This window comes from Sphaerotilus sp. FB-3, assembly GCF_023706025.1.
Classification (GTDB): Bacteria; Pseudomonadota; Gammaproteobacteria; order Burkholderiales; family Burkholderiaceae_C; genus Sphaerotilus; species Sphaerotilus sulfidivorans.
In genome coordinates, this window is sequence record NZ_BQWE01000006.1 from 176,250 (window position 1) to 196,966 (window position 20,717).

A 20,717-nucleotide genomic window follows, 5' to 3' on the forward strand; every position below is an offset into this window, starting at 1 on the left:
ATCGAGGACTCCCATCGTGATCGACATCAAGAACGTCTCCAAGTGGTACGGCAGCTTCCAGGTGCTGACCGACTGCACCACCTCGATCCAGAAGGGCGAGGTGGTCGTCGTCTGCGGCCCCTCGGGCTCGGGGAAGTCCACGCTGATCAAGACCGTCAATGCGCTCGAGCCCTTCCAGAAGGGTGACATCGTCGTCGACGGCATCTCGATCGCCGACCCGAAGACCGACCTGCCCAAGCTGCGCTCGCGCGTGGGCATGGTGTTCCAGCACTTCGAGCTGTTCCCGCACCTGTCGGTGACCGAGAACCTGACGCTGGCGCAGATCAAGGTGCTGGGCCGCTCCAAGGACGATGCGGTCAAGCGCGGCCTGAAGATGCTCGACCGCGTCGGGCTGATGGCGCACAAGGACAAGTTCCCGGGCCAGCTCTCCGGCGGCCAGCAGCAGCGCGTGGCGATCGCGCGCGCGCTGTCGATGGACCCGATCGTGATGCTGTTCGACGAGCCGACCTCGGCGCTCGACCCGGAAATGGTCGGCGAGGTGCTCGACGTGATGGTGCAGCTGGCCAACGAGGGCATGACCATGATGTGCGTGACCCACGAGATGGGCTTCGCGCGCAAGGTCAGCCACCGGGTGATCTTCATGGACAAGGGCCAGATCATCGAGGACTGCCGCAAGGACGAGTTCTTCGGCAATCCGGACGCCCGCTCGCCGCGCGCCAAGGAGTTCCTGTCGAAGATTCTCGGCCACTGAGGCCTGTGTCCGTTCCGTCCCGGCTGTTCGGGCCGCGCCGTCCGCTGTGGCCGGCGGTGCGTCAGCTCGCCGGCGTGCTGCTGGCGCTGCTGACGGTGCTGACGGCCGGCTGGAGCGGCTTCGTGCTGAGCGAGCGCCACGGCCTGGCGCTGCTGCGCGACGACGCCGACCACCGGCTGGACCTGTTCGCCTCGGCCGCGCAGGGCGCGATCCGCCGGCTCGAGCACATTCCGGCCACCATCCAGCTCAACCGCGAGGTCCAGGCGCTGCTGCTCGAGCCGCATCATGCGCTGCGGGTCAGCGCGGCCAACAGCTATCTGCGCCGGCTCAATGCGCACCTGGGCAGCCTGGCGGTGTTCGTGCTCGACGAGCGCGGCATCGTGGTGGCCACCAGCAGCGACCAGGCCGGCGACGACAGCCAGCTCGGCGAGGATCTCTCCTTCCGCCCCTATTTCCAGGAGGCGCTGTCGGGCCAGGTCGGGCGGCATTTCGCCATCGGTGCGCGCACCCACCAGCCGGGCTATTTCGTCTCGCATCCGATCCGCGACGGCGCGCGGGTGCTGGGCGTGGCCACCATCAAGATCAGCCTCGAGCCGATCGAGCAGATGTGGGAGATGCTCGGCGCGCCGGCGCTGCTGGCCGACACCAACCGGGTGGTCATCCTGTCGTCGCGTCCGGAGTGGCGCTACACCACGCTGAGCGATCCGACGCTGGAGCAGCGCGTCGAGATGCAGATCACCCGGCTCTACGACGAGCAGCCGCTGCCGCGCTTCCCGGTGCCGCTGCGCCTGGCCGATGCCGAGAGCGGCGACGGCGACGAGGACAGCGAGGGCAGTGCGGGCATCGAGGCCAGCAGGGAAGTCGACGATGTGCTGCCGCCGGGCCTGCTGCCGCCCGAGGACGGTCAGCGCCCGGTGCGCACCCGCGTGCTGGTGCTCGGACGGGCGCTCGACGGCATGGACTGGCGGCTGATGATCTTCCCGGACCTGCGGGTGGTGCGCAACCAGGCGGTGCTGCACAGCATGCTGTCGGCGGTGGCGGTCGGCTTCGTGCTGCTGCTGACGCTGTTCCTGAACCAGCGCCGGCGCAGCATGCGCGAGAAGCTCGAGGCCAAGCAGCTGCTCGAGCGCGCCAATGCCGAGCTCGAGCACAAGGTCGCCCGCCGCACCCGGGCGCTGACCGAGACCAATGCCCGGCTGCGCCGCGAGATCGCCGAGCGCGAGCAGGCCGAGCGCACGCTGCGCGAGGCCCACGACGAGCTGGTTCACGCCGGGAAGATGGCCGCGCTGGGCCAGCTCGCCACCGGCATCACGCATGAGCTGGCGCAGCCGCTGGGCGCGATCCGCACGCTGGCGGGCAATGCGGTCGAGTTCCAGCGCCGCGGCGACCAGAAGGCGGTGTCGGGCAACCTGGGCATCATCACCCGGCTGGCCGACCAGATGGGTCAGATCATCCAGCCGCTCAAGGGCTTCGCGCGCAAGTCGGCCGCGGTGCCGGCGGCCACCGATGTGGCCCATGCGGTGGCCAATGCGCTCTTCCTCTACGACCAGCGCCTGCGCCGCGAGGGCGTGGAGGTGCGCAATCTGTGCGTGCCCGGCGAGGTGGTCGCCTGGTGCGATCCGAACCGGCTCGAGCAGGTGCTGATCAACCTGATCGGCAACGCCGCCGACGCGATGAAGGACAGCCCGGTGCGACGCCTGCGCATCTCGGCCGGGCCGGATGCCGCGGCCCGGGACGGCGAGCCGCCGCTGCGCCTGGATGTGGTCGACAGCGGACCCGGCGTGCCGGAGTCGGTGCGTGCCCGGCTGTTCGAGCCCTTCTTCACCACCAAGGAGGCGGGCGTCGGCCTGGGGCTGGGCCTGGCGATCTCGCGCGACATCGTGCGCGAGTTCCACGGCGAGCTCGAGGCGAGCAACCACCCGGAAGGTGGTGCATGCTTCACGCTGCGGCTGCCGCTGCCCCCGGCCGAGGCGGCGTCCGACCCCGACACGGTCTCGCCTTCCATTTCCTGACCCCATGACCCGCGAACTCTCCGTTCTTGTCGTCGAGGACGACTTCCACATGCAGCTCGGCTGCGTCCAGGCGCTGCAGCTCGCCGGCCTGTCGGTCGAGGCGGTCGATTCGGCCGAGCAGGCGATGGGCCTGATCACGCCGGGCTTTGCCGGCGTGATCGTCACCGACATGCGCCTGCCCGGCGCCGACGGCCTGTCGCTGGTGCGCCACTGCCACGGGCTGGACGCGGACCTGCCGGTCATCATGATCACCGGCCACGGCGACGTGACGCTGGCGGTCGAGGCGATGCGCAGCGGCGCCTACGACTTCATCCCCAAGCCCTTCTCGCCGGAGCTGCTGGTCGAGGTGGTGCGCCGCGCCATCGAGAAGCGCAGCCTCACGCTGGAGGTGGCCACGCTGCGCGCGGCGCTGGCCGGCCGCGACGGGCTGGAGGGCAAGCTGGTCGGGCGTTCGCCGCAGATCCAGCGGGTGCGCCGGCTGATCTCGGAGGTCGCCGGCTCGCCGGTCGACATCCTGATCCACGGCGAGACCGGCACCGGCAAGGAGGTGGTGGCGCGTGCGCTGCACGACTTCTCCGGCCGCCGCGCCGGGCCCTATGTGGCGCTGAACTGCGGCGGCGTGCCCGACAGCCTGCTCGACAGCGAGCTCTTCGGCCACGAGCAGGGCGCCTTCACCGGCGCGCAGAAGCGCCGCATCGGCAAGATCGAGCATGCCGACCGCGGCACGCTCTTTCTCGACGAGCTGGAATCCATGCCGCTGCCGATGCAGATCAAGCTGCTGCGGGTGCTGCAGGAGCGCGAGATCGAGCGCCTGGGCTCGAACCAGCCGCTGCGGGTGGATGTGCGGGTGGTGGCCGCGACCAAGGATGACCTGATCGCGCGCGCGCAGGCCGGCAGCTTCCGCTCCGACCTGTACTACCGGCTGAACGTGGTCACCATCGAGCTGCCGCCGCTGCGCGAGCGCCGCGAGGACATTCCGGTGCTGCTCGACCATTTCATGGTGCTGGCGGCCAGCCGCTTCAACCGCCCGCCGCCGAATGTCACCACCGAGCAGATGCACCGGCTGATGGCGCACCACTGGCCGGGCAACGTGCGCGAGCTGCGCAATGCGGCCGACTGCCTGGTGCTGGGCGTGCGCAAGGACGATCTGCTCGGCCCGCCGCCGGTCGAGGCGTCCGAGCCCGGCGAGGGCGCGGGCGAGGAGGGCCTGTCGCTGGCCGACTCGGTCGACAGCTACGAGCGCAGCCTGATCGCCGCCGAGCTGCGCCGCCAGCAGGGCAACATCGCCCGCACCGCCAAGGCGCTGCGCGTGCCCAAGACCACGCTCAACGACAAGATCCGCAAGCACCGGCTTCAGGCCGGGGAGTGAGCCCAGCCACGAACAGGTCGATCGCCGCGAAGGCGTCGTGCAGTTCGTCCGGGCCGGTCGGCGCCGAGGTGGCCCGCGACAGCAGGCCGTCGATCAGCGCGATCATCGCCACCGAGGCGGCGCGGCTGTCGAGCCGGGCCTCGAAGTCGCCCTCGGCCTGACCGCGGCGCACGATCGACTCGGCCTGGGTGCGGAAGGCTTCCATCGCCTCCAGGTGGCGCTCGAAGGCGGCGCGCATCTCCTCGCTGTACTCGGTGCGGTGGATCGCGATGGTGAAGACCCGCCGGGTGCGCTCGTCCTCCATCATGCGCTCGAGCGGCTGGCGCGCGAACTCGCGCAGCGCCTGCGCCGCATCCGCCTGGGTGTCGAGCATGCAGGCCTCCTCGCAGGGCAGGCAGACCCGCTCCATCATCGCGTTGAACAGGTCGACCTTGTCCTGGAAGTGCCAGTAGATGGCGCCGCGGGTCAGCCCGGCCGCCTCGGCGATGCGCTGCAGCGAGGTGCGTGTCACGCCCTCGCGCAGGAACACCTCCTCGGCGGTGTCGAGCAGCCGCTCGCGGGTCTCGGCGGCCTCTTCCTTTGTCTTCCTTGCCACGGTCCAGTCTCCTTGCAGGGGCGCGATGGTACGTCTCGCGAACATACATTTATGATTGTATGTATGATGGCGCCATCCTGATCGTTCTCAAGACCCAAATTGCCTGGACAGCCTGCGATGAACGCTTTCCCCGAGATGAATTGCCGCGCGCGCCGCTTGGTCGGCGGTGCGCGCATGACCGCGACGCTGAGCGTGGCGGTGCTGGCGGCCGTGCTGACGGCCTGTGGCGGTGGCAGCGGCGACAAGCCGGCCGCCGCGGGTGGCGGTGCCGCCCCGCCGCCGCCGGCCGTCGGCGTGCTGACGGTCAAGGCCGAGCCGGTGGCGATCGACACTGAGCTGTCGGGCCGGCTGGAGGCCTGGCGCACCGCACAGGTGCGCGCGCGGGTGGCCGGCGTGGTCGGCAAGCGCCTGTTCACCGAGGGCAGCGAGGTCAGGGCCGGTCAGGCCCTGTTCCAGATCGATGACGCGCCCTATCGCGCGGCGCTCGACAGCGCGCAGGCCGCGCAGACCCGCGCCGAGGCCAATCTGGCCCAGGCCCAGGCCAATCTGGCGCGCAACGAGCCGCTGGCCGCGGCCAAGGCGATCAGCCAGACCGAATGGGTGGCGACGCAGACCGCGCTGAAGCAGGCGCAGGCCGATGTCGCCACCGCCAAGGCGGCGGTCACCACCGCGCGGCTCAATGTCGACTACGCCCAGGTCCGGGCGCCGATCTCCGGCACCATCGGCCGTGCGCTGGTCACCGAGGGCGCGCTGGTCGGGCAGGGCGAGGTCACGCAGCTGGCGCTGATCCAGCAGACCGACCCGATGTATGTCAACTTCACCCAGTCCGCCGCCGAGGTGCTGCGGCTGCGCCGCGCGGTCGAGGCCGGCCAGCTCGGCCAGGGGGGCGGGCGCGGCGCCGAGGTGCGCCTGGTGCTCGACGACGGCAGCGAACATCCGCAGCCCGGCCGGCTGCTGTTCTCCGACCTGTCGGTCGATGCCACCTCCGGCCAGGTGACGCTGCGCGCCGAGGTGCCCAACCCCAAGGGCACCCTGCTGCCGGGTCTGTTCGTGCGGGTGCGCACCGCGCAGGCCGAGGCGCCACGCGCGATGCTGCTGCCGCAGCAGGCGGTGACCCGCGGCAGCGCCGGCGACACCGTGATGGTGGTCGGCGAGGGCAATCTGCCTGCACGTCGTCCGGTGAAGATCGGCGGCAGCCGCGGTGCCAGCTGGGTGGTGCTCGACGGCCTGAAGGAGGGCGAGCGCGTCATCGTCGACGGCTTCCAGAAGATGAACCCGCGCACGCCGACGCCGGTCACGCCGGTGCCGTGGACGCCGCCGGTCGCCGCCGCGGCCCCCGCCGCCTCGGCGGCCAGCCGCTGATCGCCCAGGAGAGACGACACGATGTCTTCCCGATTCTTCATCGACCGGCCGATCTTCGCCTGGGTGATCGCGCTGTTCATCCTGGTGCTGGGCGGCGCGGCGGTCACCAAGCTGCCGGTGGCGCAGTACCCGACGGTGGCGCCGCCGTCCATCATCATCTCGACCGCCTATCCGGGCGCCTCGGCGCAGGTGCTCGAGGACAGCGTGCTGGCGGTCATCGAGCAGGAGCTCAACGGTGCGCCCGGCCTGATCTACATGGAGTCGAGCGCCGACGCCAGCGGCGCGGGCTCGATCACCGTGACCTTCGAGCCGGGCACCGATGTGTCGATCGCGCAGATCGAGGTGCAGAACCGCCTGAGCCGCGCCACGCCGCGCCTGCCCTCGGCGGTGACGCAGCAGGGCGTGCGGGTCGACAAGGCCCGCTCGAACTTCCTGCTGTTCGTCATGCTCAGCTCGAAGAACCCGGCCTATGACCCGGTGGCGCTGGGCGACTATGCCGCGCGCAACATCCAGCCCGAGCTGCTGCGGGTGCCCGGCGTCGGCCAGGCCCAGCTCTTCGGCACCGAGCGCGCGATGCGGGTCTGGATCGATCCGGCCCGGCTGGTCGGCTACGGCCTGGGCACCGCCGAGGTCGTCAATGCGATCCGCACCCAGAACGTGCAGGTCTCGGCGGGCACGGTGGGCGGAACGCCCAATCCGGCCGCGCAGAGCTTCTACGCCACCGTCAGCGTCTCGGGCCAGTTCACCTCGGTGGAGGAGTTCGGCCGCATCCTGCTGCGCGCCAATGCCGACGGCTCGAGCGTGCGGCTGAAGGATGTCGCGCGCATCGAGCTGGGCGGCCAGGCCTATGCCACCACCTCGCGCCTGAACGGGGTGACCGCCACCGGCATCGGCATCCAGCTCGCGCCCAGCGGCAACGCGCTGGCCACCGCCAAGGCGGTGCGCGCGCGCATGGCCGAGCTGCAGAAGTTCATGCCCGAGGGCGTGAGCTACGAGGTGCCCTACGACAGCTCGAAGTTCGTCTCGATCTCGATCGAGCAGGTGATCCACACGCTGCTCGAGGCCATCGCGCTGGTCTTCCTGGTCATGTTCCTGTTCCTGCAGAACTGGCGCTACACCATCATCCCGACCATCGTGGTGCCGGTGGCGCTGATGGGCACTTTCGGCGTGATGCTGGCGGCCGGCTTCTCGATCAATGTGCTGACGCTGTTCGGCATGGTGCTGGCGATCGGCATCCTGGTCGACGACGCGATCGTGGTGGTCGAGAACGTCGAGCGCATCATGGCCGAGGAGGGCCTGAGCCCGGCCGAGGCCACCCGCAAGGCGATGGGCCAGATCACCGGCGCCATCATCGGCATCACCGTGGTGCTGGTGGCGGTGTTCGTGCCGATGGCCTTCTTCAGCGGCTCGGTGGGCAACATCTACCGGCAGTTCTCGCTGTCGATGGTGGCCTCGATGCTGTTCTCGGCGCTGATGGCGCTGACGCTCACCCCGGCGCTGTGCGCCACGCTGCTCAAGCCGATCGAGGGCGGCCACCACGAGAAGAAGGGCTTCTTCGGCGCCTTCAACCGGGTGTTCAGCCGCACCACGCACGGCTATGAAGGACTGGTGGCGCGCATCATCCGCAAGGCCGGGCGCTGGATGGTCATCTATGTCGCGGTGCTGGCGGCGGTGGGCTGGCTCTACACCCGGCTGCCGACCTCCTTCCTGCCCAACGAGGACCAGGGCTATCTGATCGTCAATGTGCAGCTGCCGCCGGGCGCCACCGTCAGCCGCACCGAGGCGGTGCTGCAGCAGGTCGAGGGCTTCTTCCTGAAGCAGCCCGAGGTCGACCAGGTCGTCGGCGTGACGGGCTTCAGCTTCTCCGGCTCGGGCCAGAACGCCGCGCTGGCCTTCGTGCCGCTGAAGGACTGGAGCGAGCGCCAGGGCCCCGAGCACAGCGCTCAGGCGCTGGCCGGCCGGGCCTTCGGCGCGATGATGCAGATCCGCGACGCCTTCGTCTTCCCGCTGTCGCCGCCGCCGATTCCGGAGCTGGGCAATGCCACCGGCTTCAGCTTCCGGCTGCAGGACCGCGCCGGCCAGGGCCATGAGGCGCTGCTGGCCGCACGCAACCAGCTGCTGGGCATGGCCGCGCAGAGTCCGGTCCTGGCGGGCGTGCGCCCCGACGGCCTGGAGGACGCGCCGCAGGTCAAGCTCGACATCGACCGCGAGAAGGCGGCCGCGCTGGGCGTGAGCTACGACAGCATCGCCTCGGTGCTGGCCACCGCCTTCGGCTCGACCTATGTCAACGACTTTCCCAACGCCGGTCGCCTGCAGCGGGTGATCGTGCAGGCCGACGCGCCGGCGCGCATGGCGCCCGAGGATCTGCTCAAGCTCAACGTGACCAACACGAAGGGCCAGCAGGTGCCGTTCTCGGCCTTCGCCAGCACCCGCTGGGTGACCGGCCCGGTGCAGACGGTGCGCTACAACGGCTATCCGGCGATGAAGATCTCCGGCGACGTGGCCCCGGGCCGCTCGACCGGCGAGGGCATGGCCGAGATGGAGCGTCTGGCCGCGCAGCTGCCCGCCGGCTTCGGCTTCGAGTGGACCGGCCAGTCGCGTGAGGAAAAGCTCTCGGGCTCGCAGGCGACCATCCTGCTGGCGTTCTCGATGCTGGCGGTGTTCCTGTGCCTGGCCGCGCTCTACGAGAGCTGGTCGATCCCGGTGGCGGTGCTGCTGGTGGTGCCGCTCGGCATCCTGGGCTCGCTGGCCGGGGTGTGGATGCGCGACATGCCCAACGATGTCTACTTCAAGGTCGGCCTGATCACCATCATCGGCCTGTCGGCGAAGAACGCCATCCTGATCATCGAGTTCGCCAAGGACCTGATGGCCGAGGGCACGGGCCTGCTGGAGGCGACGCTCACCGCCTGCCACCTGCGTTTCCGCCCGATCATCATGACCTCGTTCGCGTTCATCCTGGGCGTGCTGCCGCTGGCGGTCTCGACCGGCGCCGGCTCGGCCAGCCAGCGCGCGATCGGCACCGGCGTGATGGGTGGCATGATCACGGCGACCGTGCTGGCGGTGTTCCTGGTGCCGGTGTTCTTCGTCGTCATTCGCCGCCTGTTCCCGGGCGGTCATGAGGTGCCGCATGCGCCGGGGCAGTTCAGCACGGTCGCCGATGCCGAACTGGCCGCTCTGCTGAAGGACGACAAGAAGTGACCGTCGACATGATCCCCCACATGATCTCCACGAAGCCGCGCTTCCTCTCCATGGGCTCGACGCTGGTGGCCTCCCTGGTGCTGGCCGGCTGCACCAGCCTGGCGCCGCGCCATGAGCGCCCGGCCGCGCCGGTGCCGGCCGAGCTGCCGCTGCCGGCCTCGCTGGCCGCCTCGGCCCCGGCCGCCGCCGCTTCCACCGCCTGGCCGGATTTCCTGCGTTCCGCGCCGCTGCAGCAGCTGGTGAAGCTGTCGCTGGAGCGCAACCGCGATCTGCGCCTGGCGGTGCTGAACGTGCAGCGTGCGCAGGCGCAGCTGGGCGTGACCCGCGCCGATCGGCTCCCCACCGTCGGTGCCGGCCTGACCCAGTCGGCCACGCCCAGCGGCGGCGGCACGGCGCGCAGCTACACCGCCGGCCTGCAGGTCAGCGGCTGGGAGATCGACCTGTTCGGTCGTCTGGCCAATCTGGGCGAGGCGGCGCAGGCCCAGGTGCTGGCCAGCGAAGCCGGCCGGCGCAGCGCCGAGCTGGCGCTGGTGGCGGGTGTGGCCTCGAGCTGGCTGACGCTGGCGGCCGACACCGATCTGCTGGCCAGCACCCGTCGGCTGGTCGAGAGCCGCGAGGCCTCGATGAAGCTGGCGCAGCTGCGTTTCGACAAGGGCGCGGCCTCCTCGCTGGAGCTGCAGTCGGCACGCCTGCTGCTGGAGCAGGCCCGCGCGGCCCGCGCGCAGCTGCAGCGTCAGCGCGACCAGGACCTGAACGCGCTGACGCTGCTGGCCGGCGGCCCGGTGCCGGCCGAGCTGCTGCCGACCGCCTCGACCTCGGCGATGGCGGGCGACACGCTCGCGGCGGTGCCGGTGGGGCTGTCCTCGCAGGTGCTGCTGCAGCGCCCGGACGTGATCGAGGCCGAGCAGCAGCTGGTGGCGGCCAGCGCCAACATCGGCGTGGCCCGCGCGGCCTTCTTCCCGCGCCTGACGCTGACCGCCAGCGCCGGTCAGGCCTCGACCTCGCTGTCGGACCTGTTCAGCGCCGGCCAGTTCGCCTGGACGATGAGTTCGCAGCTGCTGGCGACCGTCTTCGACGCCGGTCGCAACAAGGCCAATCTGGAGGGCGCGAAGATCGCCCGCGACATCGCGGTCGCCCAGTACGAGAAGGCGGTGCAGTCCGCCTTCCGCGACACCGCCGACGCGCTGGCCGGCCTGGACACCTGGCGCGACCAGCTCGCCGCCCAGCAGACCCAGCTCGACGCGACCCGCGAGACCGCCCGCCTGACCGACCTGCGCTACCAGAACGGCGCCGCCAGCGAGCTCGAGCGCCTCGACGCCCAGCGCAGCCTGCTGTCGGCCGAGCAGGCCCTGGTGCAGGTCCGCCTGGGCGAGCAGCTCAACCGGGTGGCGCTGTGGAAGGTGCTGGGCGGGTGAGCCGTTCCTCGACCGGGTCCGATCAGAACAGCCGGCCCTGCCCGGTGCGGTGCTCGAAGTGCGCGGCATGCCGGGGCAGCGGTGCACGCGGGGGGCGGAAGCCGCCCAGGTCCAGCGCGGGCGGTGTCAGGGCCAGGCCGTGCAGTGCGGCGGCGGCCTCGAGGCGGTGGCGCATCCGGTCGGCCGCGGCTGCCGCGGTGCCGGGGTCGGCCGTCATGTCCGGGCTGTCGTCGACCTGAACCTGCACCAGCACCTGCGCGGCCAGCTCGGGCCGGTGGTCCTGCAGCCAGCGCCTCAGGCGCGGCGCGGTGGTGTCGGACAGCCGCAGCGCCGTGCCGTGCGCGGTGCGCGCGCCGGCCCGCGCGGCCGCGGCGATGATCGGCTCGATCTCCGGCTCGTTCAGCAGCGGCACCAGCGGCGACAGGTTCACCCCGACCGGCACGCCCGCCCGTGCCAGCGCCCGGATCGCCGCCAGGCGCTGCGCCGGCGCGCAGGCCTGCGGCTCGAGCTGGCGCGCCAGCGCCACGTCCAGCGTCATCAGGCTGATCAGCACCAGCAGCTGGCCGCGTGCGGCCATCGCCGCCAGCAGGTCCAGATCGCGCACGATGCCGGCCGAGCGGGTGACGATGGCCAGCGGATGGTGCGCCTCCTCGAGCACTTCCAGCAGCGCGCGGGTGATGCCCAGCCGATGCTCTGCCGGCTGGTAGACATCGGTGGCCGCGCCGAGATTGATCGGTCGTGGCCGGTAGCCGGGACGGCGCAGCTCCTCGCGCAGCCGCTCGGCGGCATGGGTCTTGGCGAAGAGGCGGGCCTCGGTCCCGTCCGGGCGCGCCTCGCAGAAAAGGCAGGCATGCGCGCAGCCCCGGTAGGGGTTGATCGACAGCGGCATGTCGACATCGGGCGAGTCGTTGGCGCGCAGCAGGCTGCGGCAGGGCTCGTCGATCGTCACCGGAGGCGGCGGTGCGCCGGGCGCATTCTCCGGGGGATCCCAGCCCTCGCGCTCTGTCTGCCGCCGCAGCCGCTCCAGGCGGGCAGGAAGGTCGGATTGCATGAGCCGCAAGTCTGCCATGCGCCCGTGACCGCCCTTGCGATGGATCAATCCGGGCCGCAGGGCCTCGCGCCGCTTCGCCTCTTGAAATGCCTCCGTCGCCTCCCCAAGTGCAGCTCAACTGGAAGGAGCCATCCCCATGCGACTCGACAAGCTCACCACGCTGCTGCAACAGGCCCTGGCCGACGCGCAGAGCCTGGCCAACACGGCCGACCATGCCTACATCGAACCCCCCCATCTCGTCCAGGCGCTGCTGAACCAGGACGACGGCCCGCGCTCGCTGCTGCAGCGCGCCGGCGTCAGCCTGCGCGCGCTCGAAGAGGCGACCGACGCGGCGCTTTCGCGCCTGCCCAAGGTCGACGGCGCGCAGCTCCAGCCCGGCCGGGACCTGGTCGCGCTGCTGCAGGCCGCCGAGAAGGAGGCCTCGAAGCGCGGCGATCAGTACCTGGCCACCGAAATGGTGCTGCTGGCCCTGAGCGACGCCAAGACCGACTACGGCAATGCAGTGCGTGCCTGCGGTCTGACCCGCCGGGCGCTGGAAGGCGCGGTCGACGCGGTGCGCGGCGGCCAGAACGTCGACTCGGCCGAGGCCGAGGGCCAGCGCGAAGCGCTGAAGAAATACACGCTCGATCTCACCGAGCGCGCCCGCCTGGGCAAGCTCGACCCGGTGATCGGCCGCGACGACGAGATCCGCCGCGCCATCCAGGTGCTGCAGCGCCGCTCGAAGAACAATCCGGTGCTGATCGGCGAGCCGGGCGTGGGCAAGACCGCGATCGTCGAGGGCCTGGCGCAGCGCATCGTCAACGGCGAGGTGCCCGAGAGCCTGAAGGACAAGCGCGTGCTGGTGCTGGACATGGCGGGCCTGCTGGCCGGCGCCAAGTTCCGCGGCGAGTTCGAGGAGCGTCTGAAGTCGGTGCTGAAGGAGGTCAGCCAGGACGAGGGCCGCATCATTCTCTTCATCGACGAGCTGCACACCATGGTCGGCGCCGGCAAGGGCGAGGGCGCGCTGGATGCCGGCAACATGCTGAAACCCGCGCTGGCGCGCGGCGAGCTGCACTGCATCGGCGCGACCACGCTGGATGAATACCGCAAGTACGTCGAGAAGGACGCCGCGCTGGAGCGCCGCTTCCAGAAGGTGCTGGTCGACGAGCCGAGCGTCGAGGCCACGATCGCCATCCTGCGCGGCCTGCAGGAGAAGTACGAGGTGCACCACGGCGTGGAGATCACCGACCCGGCCATCGTCGCCGCGGCCGAGCTGAGCCATCGCTACATCACCGACCGCTTCCTGCCCGACAAGGCGATCGACCTGATCGACGAGGCCGCGGCCAAGATCAAGATCGAGATCGACTCCAAGCCGGAGGTGATGGACAAGCTCGACCGCCGCATGATCCAGCTGAAGATCGAGCGCGAGGCGGTCCGGCGCGAGAAGGACGAGGCCTCGATCAAGCGCCTGGGCCTGCTCGAGGAGGAGATCGAGCGCCTGGGCCGCGAGTACGCCGACCTCGAGGAGATCTGGAAGGCCGAGAAGGCGCAGGCCCAGGGCTCGGCCCAGGTGAAGGAGGAAATCGATCGCATCCGCGTGCAGATCGAGGATCTCAAGCGCAAGGGCAACTTCGACAAGGTCGCCGAGCTGCAGTACGGCAAGCTGCCGGAGCTGGAGAAGCGCCTGAAGGAGGCGCAGGCCAAGGAGGCCGGCAGGGCCGCCGGCGGCAAGCCGCAGCTGCTGCGCACCCTGGTCGGCGCCGAGGAGATCGCCGAGGTGGTCAGCCGCGCCACCGGCATCCCGGTGTCCAAGCTGATGCAGGGCGAGCGCGACAAGCTGCTGAAGATGGAGGGCCGCCTGCACGAGCGCGTGGTCGGCCAGGACGAGGCGATCGTCGCGGTCTCGGACGCGATCCGGCGCAGCCGCGCGGGCCTGTCGGATCCAAACCGGCCGCTGGGCAGCTTCCTGTTCCTGGGCCCGACCGGCGTGGGCAAGACCGAGCTGTGCAAGGCGCTGGCCGGCTTCCTGTTCGACTCGGAAGACCACATGATCCGCATCGACATGAGCGAGTTCATGGAGAAGCACACCGTCAGCCGCCTGATCGGCGCGCCGCCGGGCTACGTGGGCTACGACGAGGGCGGCTACCTGACCGAGGCGGTGCGGCGCAAGCCCTACAGCGTGGTGCTGCTCGACGAGGTCGAGAAGGCGCACCCGGATGTCTTCAACGTGCTGCTGCAGGTGCTCGATGACGGGCGCCTGACCGATGGCCAGGGTCGCACGGTGGACTTCAAGAACACCGTGATCGTGATGACCAGCAACCTCGGCTCGCACCTGATCATGTCGATGGCCGGCCAGCCGCCGCAGGACATCAAGGACGCGGTCTGGGGCGAGGTCAAGCAGCACTTCCGCCCGGAGTTCCTGAACCGCATCGACGAGACGGTGGTGTTCCACGCGCTCGACCAGACGCACATCGAGTCGATCGCGAAGATCCAGCTCAAGGGCCTGGAGGCGCGGCTGGCGAAGATGGAGATGCAGCTCGAGGTGTCGCCGGCGGCGCTGGCCGAGCTGGCCAAGGTCGGCTTCGATCCGGTGTTCGGCGCGCGGCCCCTGAAGCGCGCGATCCAGCAGCGCATCGAGAACCCGGTCGCCCGGCTGATCCTGGAGGGCAAGTTCGGGCCGAAGGACGTGATTCCGATCGAGGTCGGCGCCGACGGCGGCTTCAGCTTCGGGCGGACGGTGCACTGAGGGGCGCGAGCCCCTGGATCGTCTCCACCTCGAAGCCGACGACATTGCGCTCTGCGCGCCCGAACTCGATGCCGACCAGATGGATCGGCTCGCCCCGGGCGCGGTACTTGTCGGCGTAGCCCCGCGCTTTGATCTGCTGGAGCGCTGCACCGGTCGCTTGGCGGTCAACGACCTTGAACTCGAACAGGAACACCCGCCCGGCGTGCAGAACCGCCATGTCGATGCGGCCGTGGCTGGTAGCGTCCTCCACCCGCACATCCAGTCCGAGTGCAGCGAAGTGGCTGTAGAAGACGCTGGCGTAGTGGCCCTCGAAGCCGGCGAGCGGGTTGCTGCGGTACCAGTCGCTCGGTATGCTGGCGAACAGCGATCGGATCAGGGTCTCCAGCTCGTGGAGTGCGCCACGCTGCAGGATCACCGTCAGCCGCTCCTGCGCCTCGGCGTCGCCCTGCACGCCGTATTCGGGCAGCAGCACCTCGTTCAGGCTGGCTTCGACCTCGCGGTTCGGATAGCCCAACGTGTACATCCACCTGCCCAGCACCGGCTGGCGCACATCGTGGATGGTGAGGTAGCCAGCCTGGAACAGCAGCGCCTCCGGGGCGATGCGGTCGACATCGAAGCTGGAGAGCAGCGCCGCATTGGTGTGCAGTGCCTGCAGCCGCGGCAGGAAGACCTTGCGCTCAGCCAGCAGCCTGACCAGGAAGGAGGGCGTTCCGGTCTCGAACCAGTAGGCACCGAACACCCGCTTCTGGAACAGGTTGAGCACGTCGTAGGGGTTGTAGACCCCGGTGCCGAGCCAGTTGTAGCCGTTGTACCAGCGGCGAATCTCGTCGCGGTCGAGCCCGGGCAGCTCCGGCGCGAAGACGGTGTCGATGTCCTCGTCGGTGTAGCCGCACAGCGCGCTCCAGCGGGCATCGAGCGTGATGTCGGTGAGGTTGTTGAGCCCGGAGAACAGGCTGACCTTGCTGAACTTCGACACGCCCGTCAGGAAGACGAAGCGCAGGTGCTCGTCGACCGCCTTGAAGCTCTCGTAGAGTTCCTTGAGACCTTCGCGCATGCGCTCGGCCTGCGCCGGCTCGGCGATGCGGTCCAGGATGGGCTTGTCGTACTCGTCGATCAGCACCACGGCCGGTGCGCCATGGCGCTCGTGCGCGAGCCGGATCAGTTCGGTGAAGCGCCCGGTCACGCTGCGGTAGCTGCACTGCACGCCCAGGCGCCGCTCGTTCTCGTCGATCAGTTCGTGAATGCGCTCTTCCAGGCGGGCGGGATCGCTGACGCTGCCGGCGAAGCTGATGCGGATGACCGGATGGCGTGTCGACCAGTCCCAGCGCGATTCGGCGGCCAGGCCGGTGAACAGCGCCTGGTTGCCCTCGAACAGCTCCTTCAAGGTGTCGATCAGCAGGCTCTTGCCGAAGCGGCGCGGGCGGCTCAGGAAGTAGTACTTGCCCGCCTCGACCAGGTCGACCGCCATGCCGCTCTTGTCGACATAGTAGTGCCCGCCCTCGCGGATCTCGCGGAGGTTCTGGAGGCCCAGGGGCAGCTTCAGGCGGGGCGGCGTGGACGAGGTGGTCATGCGAGCAAGTTTACGTGCCAGGCGTGCCGCCTGCGGTGGCCAGCCGGCCCAGCGCGGCCAGCGCCGGCTCGATGCGCGCATCGCCCGGCGCGTGGCCGAAGTTCAGCCGCAGGCCGCGCCGCAGCCGCCGGTCGCCGCCCGAGGCGCTGAACAGCGCGCCCGGCGCCAGGCTGATGCCCAGCGCGGCGGCCCGCGCCTGCAGCGCCAGGCTGTCGCCGCCCTCCGGCAGCTCGACCCACAGGAAATAGCCGCCCTGCGGTCGCGCCAGCCGGGTGCCGACCGGGAAATGCGCCTCGACCAGCGCATGCATGCGCGCCTGCTGCGCCGCGAGCTGGCGGCGCAGCCCGCGCAGGTGGCGGTCGAAGCCGCCCTGTGCCAGGTATTCGGCGATCGCCAGCTGCGAGGGCACCGCGGTGGCCAGCGAGGTGAGCGTCTTGAGCCGGCGCAGCCCCGGCGCATGCCGCCCGGCCGCGACCCAGCCGACCCGGTAGCCCGGCGCCAGGCATTTCGAGAACGAGGTGCAGTGCAGCACCTCGCCGGCGGCATCGAAGGCCTTGGCGGGGAGCGGGCGGCGGCTGCCGTGGTGCAGCTCGCCGTAGACATCGTCCTCGATCAGCGGCAGGCCGTGGCGTGCCAGCAGCGCCACCAGCGCGCGCTTGCGCTCCTCGGGCATCAGGCTGCCGAGCGGGTTCTGGAAATTGGGCATCAGCCAGCAGGCGGCCACCCGGTGGCGCTCGAGCACCTGCGCCAGCGCGTCCGGATCGACGCCGTCGCGCGGATCGGTGGGCAGCTCGACCGCGCGCAGGCCGTGACGCTCCAGCGCCTGCAGCGCCGCGTAGAAGGTCGGCGACTCGACCGCGACGATGTCGCCCGGCCGGGTCAGCAGCTGCAGCGACAGGTCCAGCGCCTCCATCGCGCCGTGGGTGATGACGATCTCGTCCGGATCGACCGCGATGCCGGCCAGCGCCTGGCGCCGGGCGATCTGATGGCGCAGCCGCTCGTTGCCGGCGCTCAGGTCCTCCAGCAGCCGGTCCGGGTCGAGCGCCCGCAGCGCCCGCGCGCCGCAGCGCGCCAGTTCCCGCAGCGGGAACAGCCGCGGACTCGGGAAGGCCGAGCCCAGCGGCACGACATCGCGGTCGCGGGTCGAGCCCAGCACCTGCATCACCAGGTCGCCGATGCTGACCTCGGTGGCCTCGGGCGAGGCGGGCGCGGCCTGCGGCTCGGCGGCGCTGCCCGCGCGGGCCGCCCGCACGAAGAAGCCCGAGCGCGGCCGCGACTCGATCAGGCCGCGCGACTCCAGCAGGTCATAGGCCTTGAAGACGGTGGCGGCGCTGACCCGGCGGCTGGCGCGCGCCTGGCGCACCGAGGGCAGGCGCTCGCCCGGTCGCAGCGCGCCGCGGCGGATCGCGTCGGCCAGTTCGTCGGCCAGATCGGTGTAGAGGGGCATGGGCGCGATTGTCGCGGGGCCACGACAATCGCCCGATGACACATTCGCTGAAGCCTTCGCTTCCTCCCAATGTCCAGGGCATCCTGTGGATGACGCTGTCGATGGCCGCCTTTGCGCTGGAGGACCTGTTCGTCAAGCGCGCGGTGCAGGCGCTGCCGCTGTCGGAGGTGCTGGTGCTGTGCGGCCTGGGCGGCGCGCTGGTCTTCGCGGTCCTGGCCTGGGGTCAGGGCGTGCGGCTGCTGCAGCCGGCGGCGCGCTCGCGGCTGATGGCGGGCCGGGCGCTGTTCGAGCTGGTCGGGCGGCTGTTCTACGCGCTGGCGATCGCGCTGACGCCGCTGTCCACGACCACCGCGATCCTGCAGGCCACGCCGGTGCTGGTGGTGCTGGGCGGCAGCCTGTTCTTTCATGAGCGGGTGGGCTGGCGGCGCTGGGTGGCGGTCGGGGTGGGGCTGCTCGGCGTGCTGATCGTGCTGCGTCCGGGCGCGGGCGACTTCTCGGCGCTGTCGCTGCTGGCGGTGGTGGGCATGATCGGCTTTGCCGGGCGCGATCTGGCCAGCCGCGCGGTGCCGCCGGCGCTGGGCACGCTGCATCTGGGCGTGTTCGGCTTCCTGACGCTGGCGCTGGCCGGCGCGCTCTACGGCCTGTGGCATCCCGCGGCCTGGACGCGGCCCTCGTCGGCAGTGCTGGCGCTGCTGGCCGGCGCGGTCGGCGTGGGCACGCTGGCCTATGCGGCGCTGATGAAGGCGATGCGCACCGGCGATCTGGCCACCGTCACGCCGTTCCGTTACACCCGGCTGCTGTTCGGGCTGACGGTGGGCGCGCTGGTCTTCGGCGAGCGGGTGGATGCGGCGATGGTGACCGGCTGTCTGGTCATCGTCGCCGCCGGGCTGCTGATCGCCTGGGACAACGCGCTGGCGCGGCGCCGGCTGCGTAGCATCTGATCCGGTCTGTTTTGACGATTTCTGAGTCTGTCGGATCAGAAGGGGTGCGCGCACAGTCGGCGCCATGCTTGCTGATCCTGTCTTTGCCGCCGTTCCCGCCCATCTGAACCCGGTCATCCAGGGCGACCTGTGGCTTGCCTGGATCGCCCGCGAGGGCCTGACCGCGCTGGCGCTGCCGCCCGAGGCCGGCGGGCAGGGCGGCACGCTGGCCGAGCTGGGCCGTGCGGCCCGGACGCTGGCGCGCCATGCGCCCGGCGCGGCGTGGGTGCTGTGGGCGCAGCGGCTGTGCATCGAGCAGCTGCACGCCGCGCACAACCGCGCGGTGGCCGACTACCTGCTGCCGGACCTGATCGCCGGGCACCGCGCCGGCGCCTGCCTGCTGCCGTCCGCCTCGGCGCCGGTGCCGCTGGCGGCGCGCCGGCTCGAGCGCGGCTGGCGGCTGCAGGGGCGGCTCGGCCTGGCGGCCAATCTGCAGTGGGCCGGCTTCGTGCTGGTGGCGCCGGCCTGCTTCGAGGGCGGCCGCCGCGCGCGGGTGCTGCTCAGCGGCGACGACGACGGCCTGCGCCGCAGTCCCGACCGGCCCGAGGCCGACTGGCACGGCACCCGCACCGCCGAGCTGCAGGCGCAGGCGCTGTTCTTCCGCGACGACGAGATCCTCGACATCGCCGACGAGCCCGACGCCGGCCTGAGCGCCGAGCGCCGGGCCGAGATCGCCGCGGTCGACCGGGTGCTGCGCGCCGCACTGACCTGAGCCGAGCCTGAGCCGCGAGCCCGCACCTTCCCCAACCCGAACCGACCCCATCCTCATGAAACCCGACGACCTGCCCGCGCGCGTGACGCCGCGGGTGATCCCGATCCAGCCGGTCATCGAGCCGGCCCGCCGCATCCAGCCCCGCGCGACGCAGGGGCGCATCACCCGCTGGCGCTGGGCGATGGTGCTGCTGACGCAGGCCTTCTTCCTCGGTGTGCCGTGGCTGCAGGTCGATGGCCGCCAGGCGCTGCTCTTCCATCTGGAGCGCCAGCGCTTCGACGTGTTCGGCCTGGTGCTGTGGCCGCAGGACCTGATCTATCTGACCGGCGTGCTGGTGGCCTCGGCGCTGCTGCTCTTTCTGGCCACCGCGCTGGCCGGGCGGGTGTGGTGCGGCTTCAGCTGCCCGCAGACGGTCTACACCGAGATCTTCCTGTGGATCGAGCACCGCTTCGAGGGTGACCGCAGCGCGCGGCTGCGGCTGGACGCGGCGCCGTGGACGGCGGACAAGATCCTGCGCCGCGGCGGGCGCCATCTGGCCTGGATCCTCTTCAGCCTGTGGACCGGCTTCACCTTCGTCGGCTACTTCACGCCGATGCGCGAGCTGGCGGCCTCGGTGCCGGCGGGCACCACGGGGCCGTGGGAAATCTTCTGGGTGCTGTTCTACGGTCTGGCCACGCTGGGCAATGCCGGCTGGCTGCGCGAGAAGATCTGCCTGCACATGTGCCCGTACGCGCGCTTCCAGGGCTCGCTGATGGATCCGCGCACGCAGGTGGTGAGCTACGACCTGCCGCGCGGCGAGCCGCGCCAGCCGGCCAAGGCGGGCAAGGACAAGGCGCCCGGCGCCGGCGACTGCATCGACTGCACGATGTGCGTGCAGGTCTGCCCGGTCGGCATCGACATCCGTGACGGCATGCAGTACGAGTGCATCGGCTGCGGCGTGTGCATCGATGCCTGCGACCGGGTGATGGAGCGCCTGCAGCGTCCCACCGGCCTGATCCGCTTCGCCGCCCGCGACCGTGCCGTGGCCGGCGGTCTGGCGGGGCTGCGCGGCTGGCTGGCCCGCCCGCGGGTGGCGGTCTACGCCGGGCTGCTGGCGCTGACGCTGGCGGCGATGGCCTGGGGGCTGGCGGCGCGCGCGCCGCTGGGCTTCGACATCCTGCGCGACCGCGGCGTGATGGCCCGTCCGGTCGAGGACGGCGCGGTCGAGAACGTCTATCGCCTGCGGCTGCGCAACCACACCGGCCGCCCGCTCGACGGACAGCTCGCGGTGCGCACCGACGACGGGCTGGCGCTGGGGGCCGAGCCCGCGCGCATCGCGCCGCTGCCGGCCGCCGGCACGGCCGACATGGTGCTGAGCGTGCGCCTGCCGGCCGAGGCCGCGCTGGAGCGCGCCGGCCGCACGCTGCCGGTCGAGCTGCGCGTCACCCTGCCCACCGGCGAGCGGGTGAGCGAGCGCAGCACCTTCATCGTGCCGAGGTGAGGGCGAGACGGCGCCTGTAGATAATCCTGATTCGAAAAATCAGGAGGACC

The 20,717-nt window shown here is 71.1% G+C and carries 14 protein-coding genes; 10 read left to right on the forward strand and 4 right to left on the reverse strand.

The window, feature by feature from the left end:
• The first annotated feature begins 16 nt into the window (after positions 1–16).
• Genes NFT33_RS02355 through NFT33_RS02365 form a run of 3 tightly spaced genes read left to right on the forward strand, consistent with a single transcriptional unit; the run spans position 17 to position 4,132 of the window.
• On the forward strand, positions 17–751 hold the full coding sequence (locus tag NFT33_RS02355) for an amino acid ABC transporter ATP-binding protein (protein WP_037483544.1): 735 nt from the start codon (positions 17–19) through the stop codon (positions 749–751).
• Positions 752–756: 5 nt separating this feature from the next.
• Entirely contained in the window at positions 757–2,763 is a 2,007-nt protein-coding gene (locus NFT33_RS02360; RefSeq protein WP_251672873.1) for a sensor histidine kinase, read from the forward strand.
• 4 nt (positions 2,764–2,767) lie between these two features.
• A complete protein-coding gene (locus NFT33_RS02365; protein ID WP_149503651.1) occupies positions 2,768–4,132 on the forward strand; it encodes a sigma-54-dependent transcriptional regulator in 1,365 nt (454 codons plus the stop codon).
• Here the strand turns inward: NFT33_RS02365 and NFT33_RS02370 are convergent.
• Positions 4,089–4,727: a TetR family transcriptional regulator gene (locus NFT33_RS02370; protein WP_309296099.1), complete on the reverse strand. Its 639-nt coding sequence runs from the start codon at positions 4,725–4,727 to the stop codon at positions 4,089–4,091. The two genes, NFT33_RS02365 and NFT33_RS02370, sit on opposite strands and share 44 nt — an antisense overlap.
• A gap of 135 nt (positions 4,728–4,862) precedes the next feature.
• Here NFT33_RS02370 and NFT33_RS02380 point away from each other — a divergent pair, with 135 nt between their 5' ends.
• From NFT33_RS02380 to NFT33_RS02390, 3 genes are read left to right on the forward strand one after another with little or no spacing between them, the layout of a single operon-like run.
• Complete coding sequence (locus NFT33_RS02380) at positions 4,863–6,089, forward strand: efflux RND transporter periplasmic adaptor subunit (RefSeq protein WP_376744116.1); 1,227 nt, start codon at positions 4,863–4,865, stop codon at positions 6,087–6,089.
• Positions 6,090–6,110: 21 nt separating this feature from the next.
• On the forward strand, positions 6,111–9,287 hold the full coding sequence (locus NFT33_RS02385) for an efflux RND transporter permease subunit (protein WP_251672876.1): 3,177 nt from the start codon (positions 6,111–6,113) through the stop codon (positions 9,285–9,287).
• Positions 9,288–9,307: 20 nt separating this feature from the next.
• Entirely contained in the window at positions 9,308–10,702 is a 1,395-nt protein-coding gene (locus NFT33_RS02390; RefSeq protein WP_251672878.1) for an efflux transporter outer membrane subunit, read from the forward strand.
• 22 nt (positions 10,703–10,724) lie between these two features.
• Here the strand turns inward: NFT33_RS02390 and NFT33_RS02395 are convergent, their stop codons facing one another.
• Entirely contained in the window at positions 10,725–11,753 is a 1,029-nt protein-coding gene (locus NFT33_RS02395) for a radical SAM protein (protein WP_251672881.1), read from the reverse strand.
• A 136-nt stretch (positions 11,754–11,889) separates the two neighbouring features.
• Between NFT33_RS02395 and clpB the strand changes: the two genes are divergently transcribed.
• Entirely contained in the window at positions 11,890–14,478 is a 2,589-nt protein-coding gene (gene clpB, locus NFT33_RS02400; protein ID WP_251672883.1) for an ATP-dependent chaperone ClpB, read from the forward strand.
• On the opposite strand, the gene NFT33_RS02405 is transcribed toward clpB, so the two are convergent.
• Together NFT33_RS02405 and NFT33_RS02410 are read right to left on the reverse strand one after the other, a co-directional pair.
• A complete protein-coding gene (locus NFT33_RS02405) occupies positions 14,453–16,048 on the reverse strand; it encodes an ATP-binding protein (RefSeq protein WP_251672886.1) in 1,596 nt (531 codons plus the stop codon). The genes clpB and NFT33_RS02405 overlap by 26 nt on opposite strands.
• Before the next feature lie 10 nt (positions 16,049–16,058).
• Positions 16,059–17,495: an aminotransferase-like domain-containing protein gene (locus tag NFT33_RS02410; protein ID WP_251672887.1), complete on the reverse strand. Its 1,437-nt coding sequence runs from the start codon at positions 17,493–17,495 to the stop codon at positions 16,059–16,061.
• Between the two features lie 35 nt (positions 17,496–17,530).
• Here NFT33_RS02410 and NFT33_RS02415 point away from each other — a divergent pair, with 35 nt between their 5' ends.
• From NFT33_RS02415 to ccoG, 3 genes are all read left to right on the forward strand, one after another.
• Positions 17,531–18,436 (forward strand): DMT family transporter, encoded by a 906-nt coding sequence (locus NFT33_RS02415; protein ID WP_251672889.1) that lies wholly within the window; start codon positions 17,531–17,533, stop codon positions 18,434–18,436.
• Positions 18,437–18,500: 64 nt separating this feature from the next.
• Complete coding sequence (locus NFT33_RS02420; protein ID WP_251672892.1) at positions 18,501–19,187, forward strand: acyl-CoA dehydrogenase family protein; 687 nt, start codon at positions 18,501–18,503, stop codon at positions 19,185–19,187.
• A gap of 55 nt (positions 19,188–19,242) precedes the next feature.
• On the forward strand, positions 19,243–20,667 hold the full coding sequence (gene ccoG, locus NFT33_RS02425; protein ID WP_251672895.1) for a cytochrome c oxidase accessory protein CcoG: 1,425 nt from the start codon (positions 19,243–19,245) through the stop codon (positions 20,665–20,667).
• Positions 20,668–20,717 lie beyond the last annotated feature (50 nt).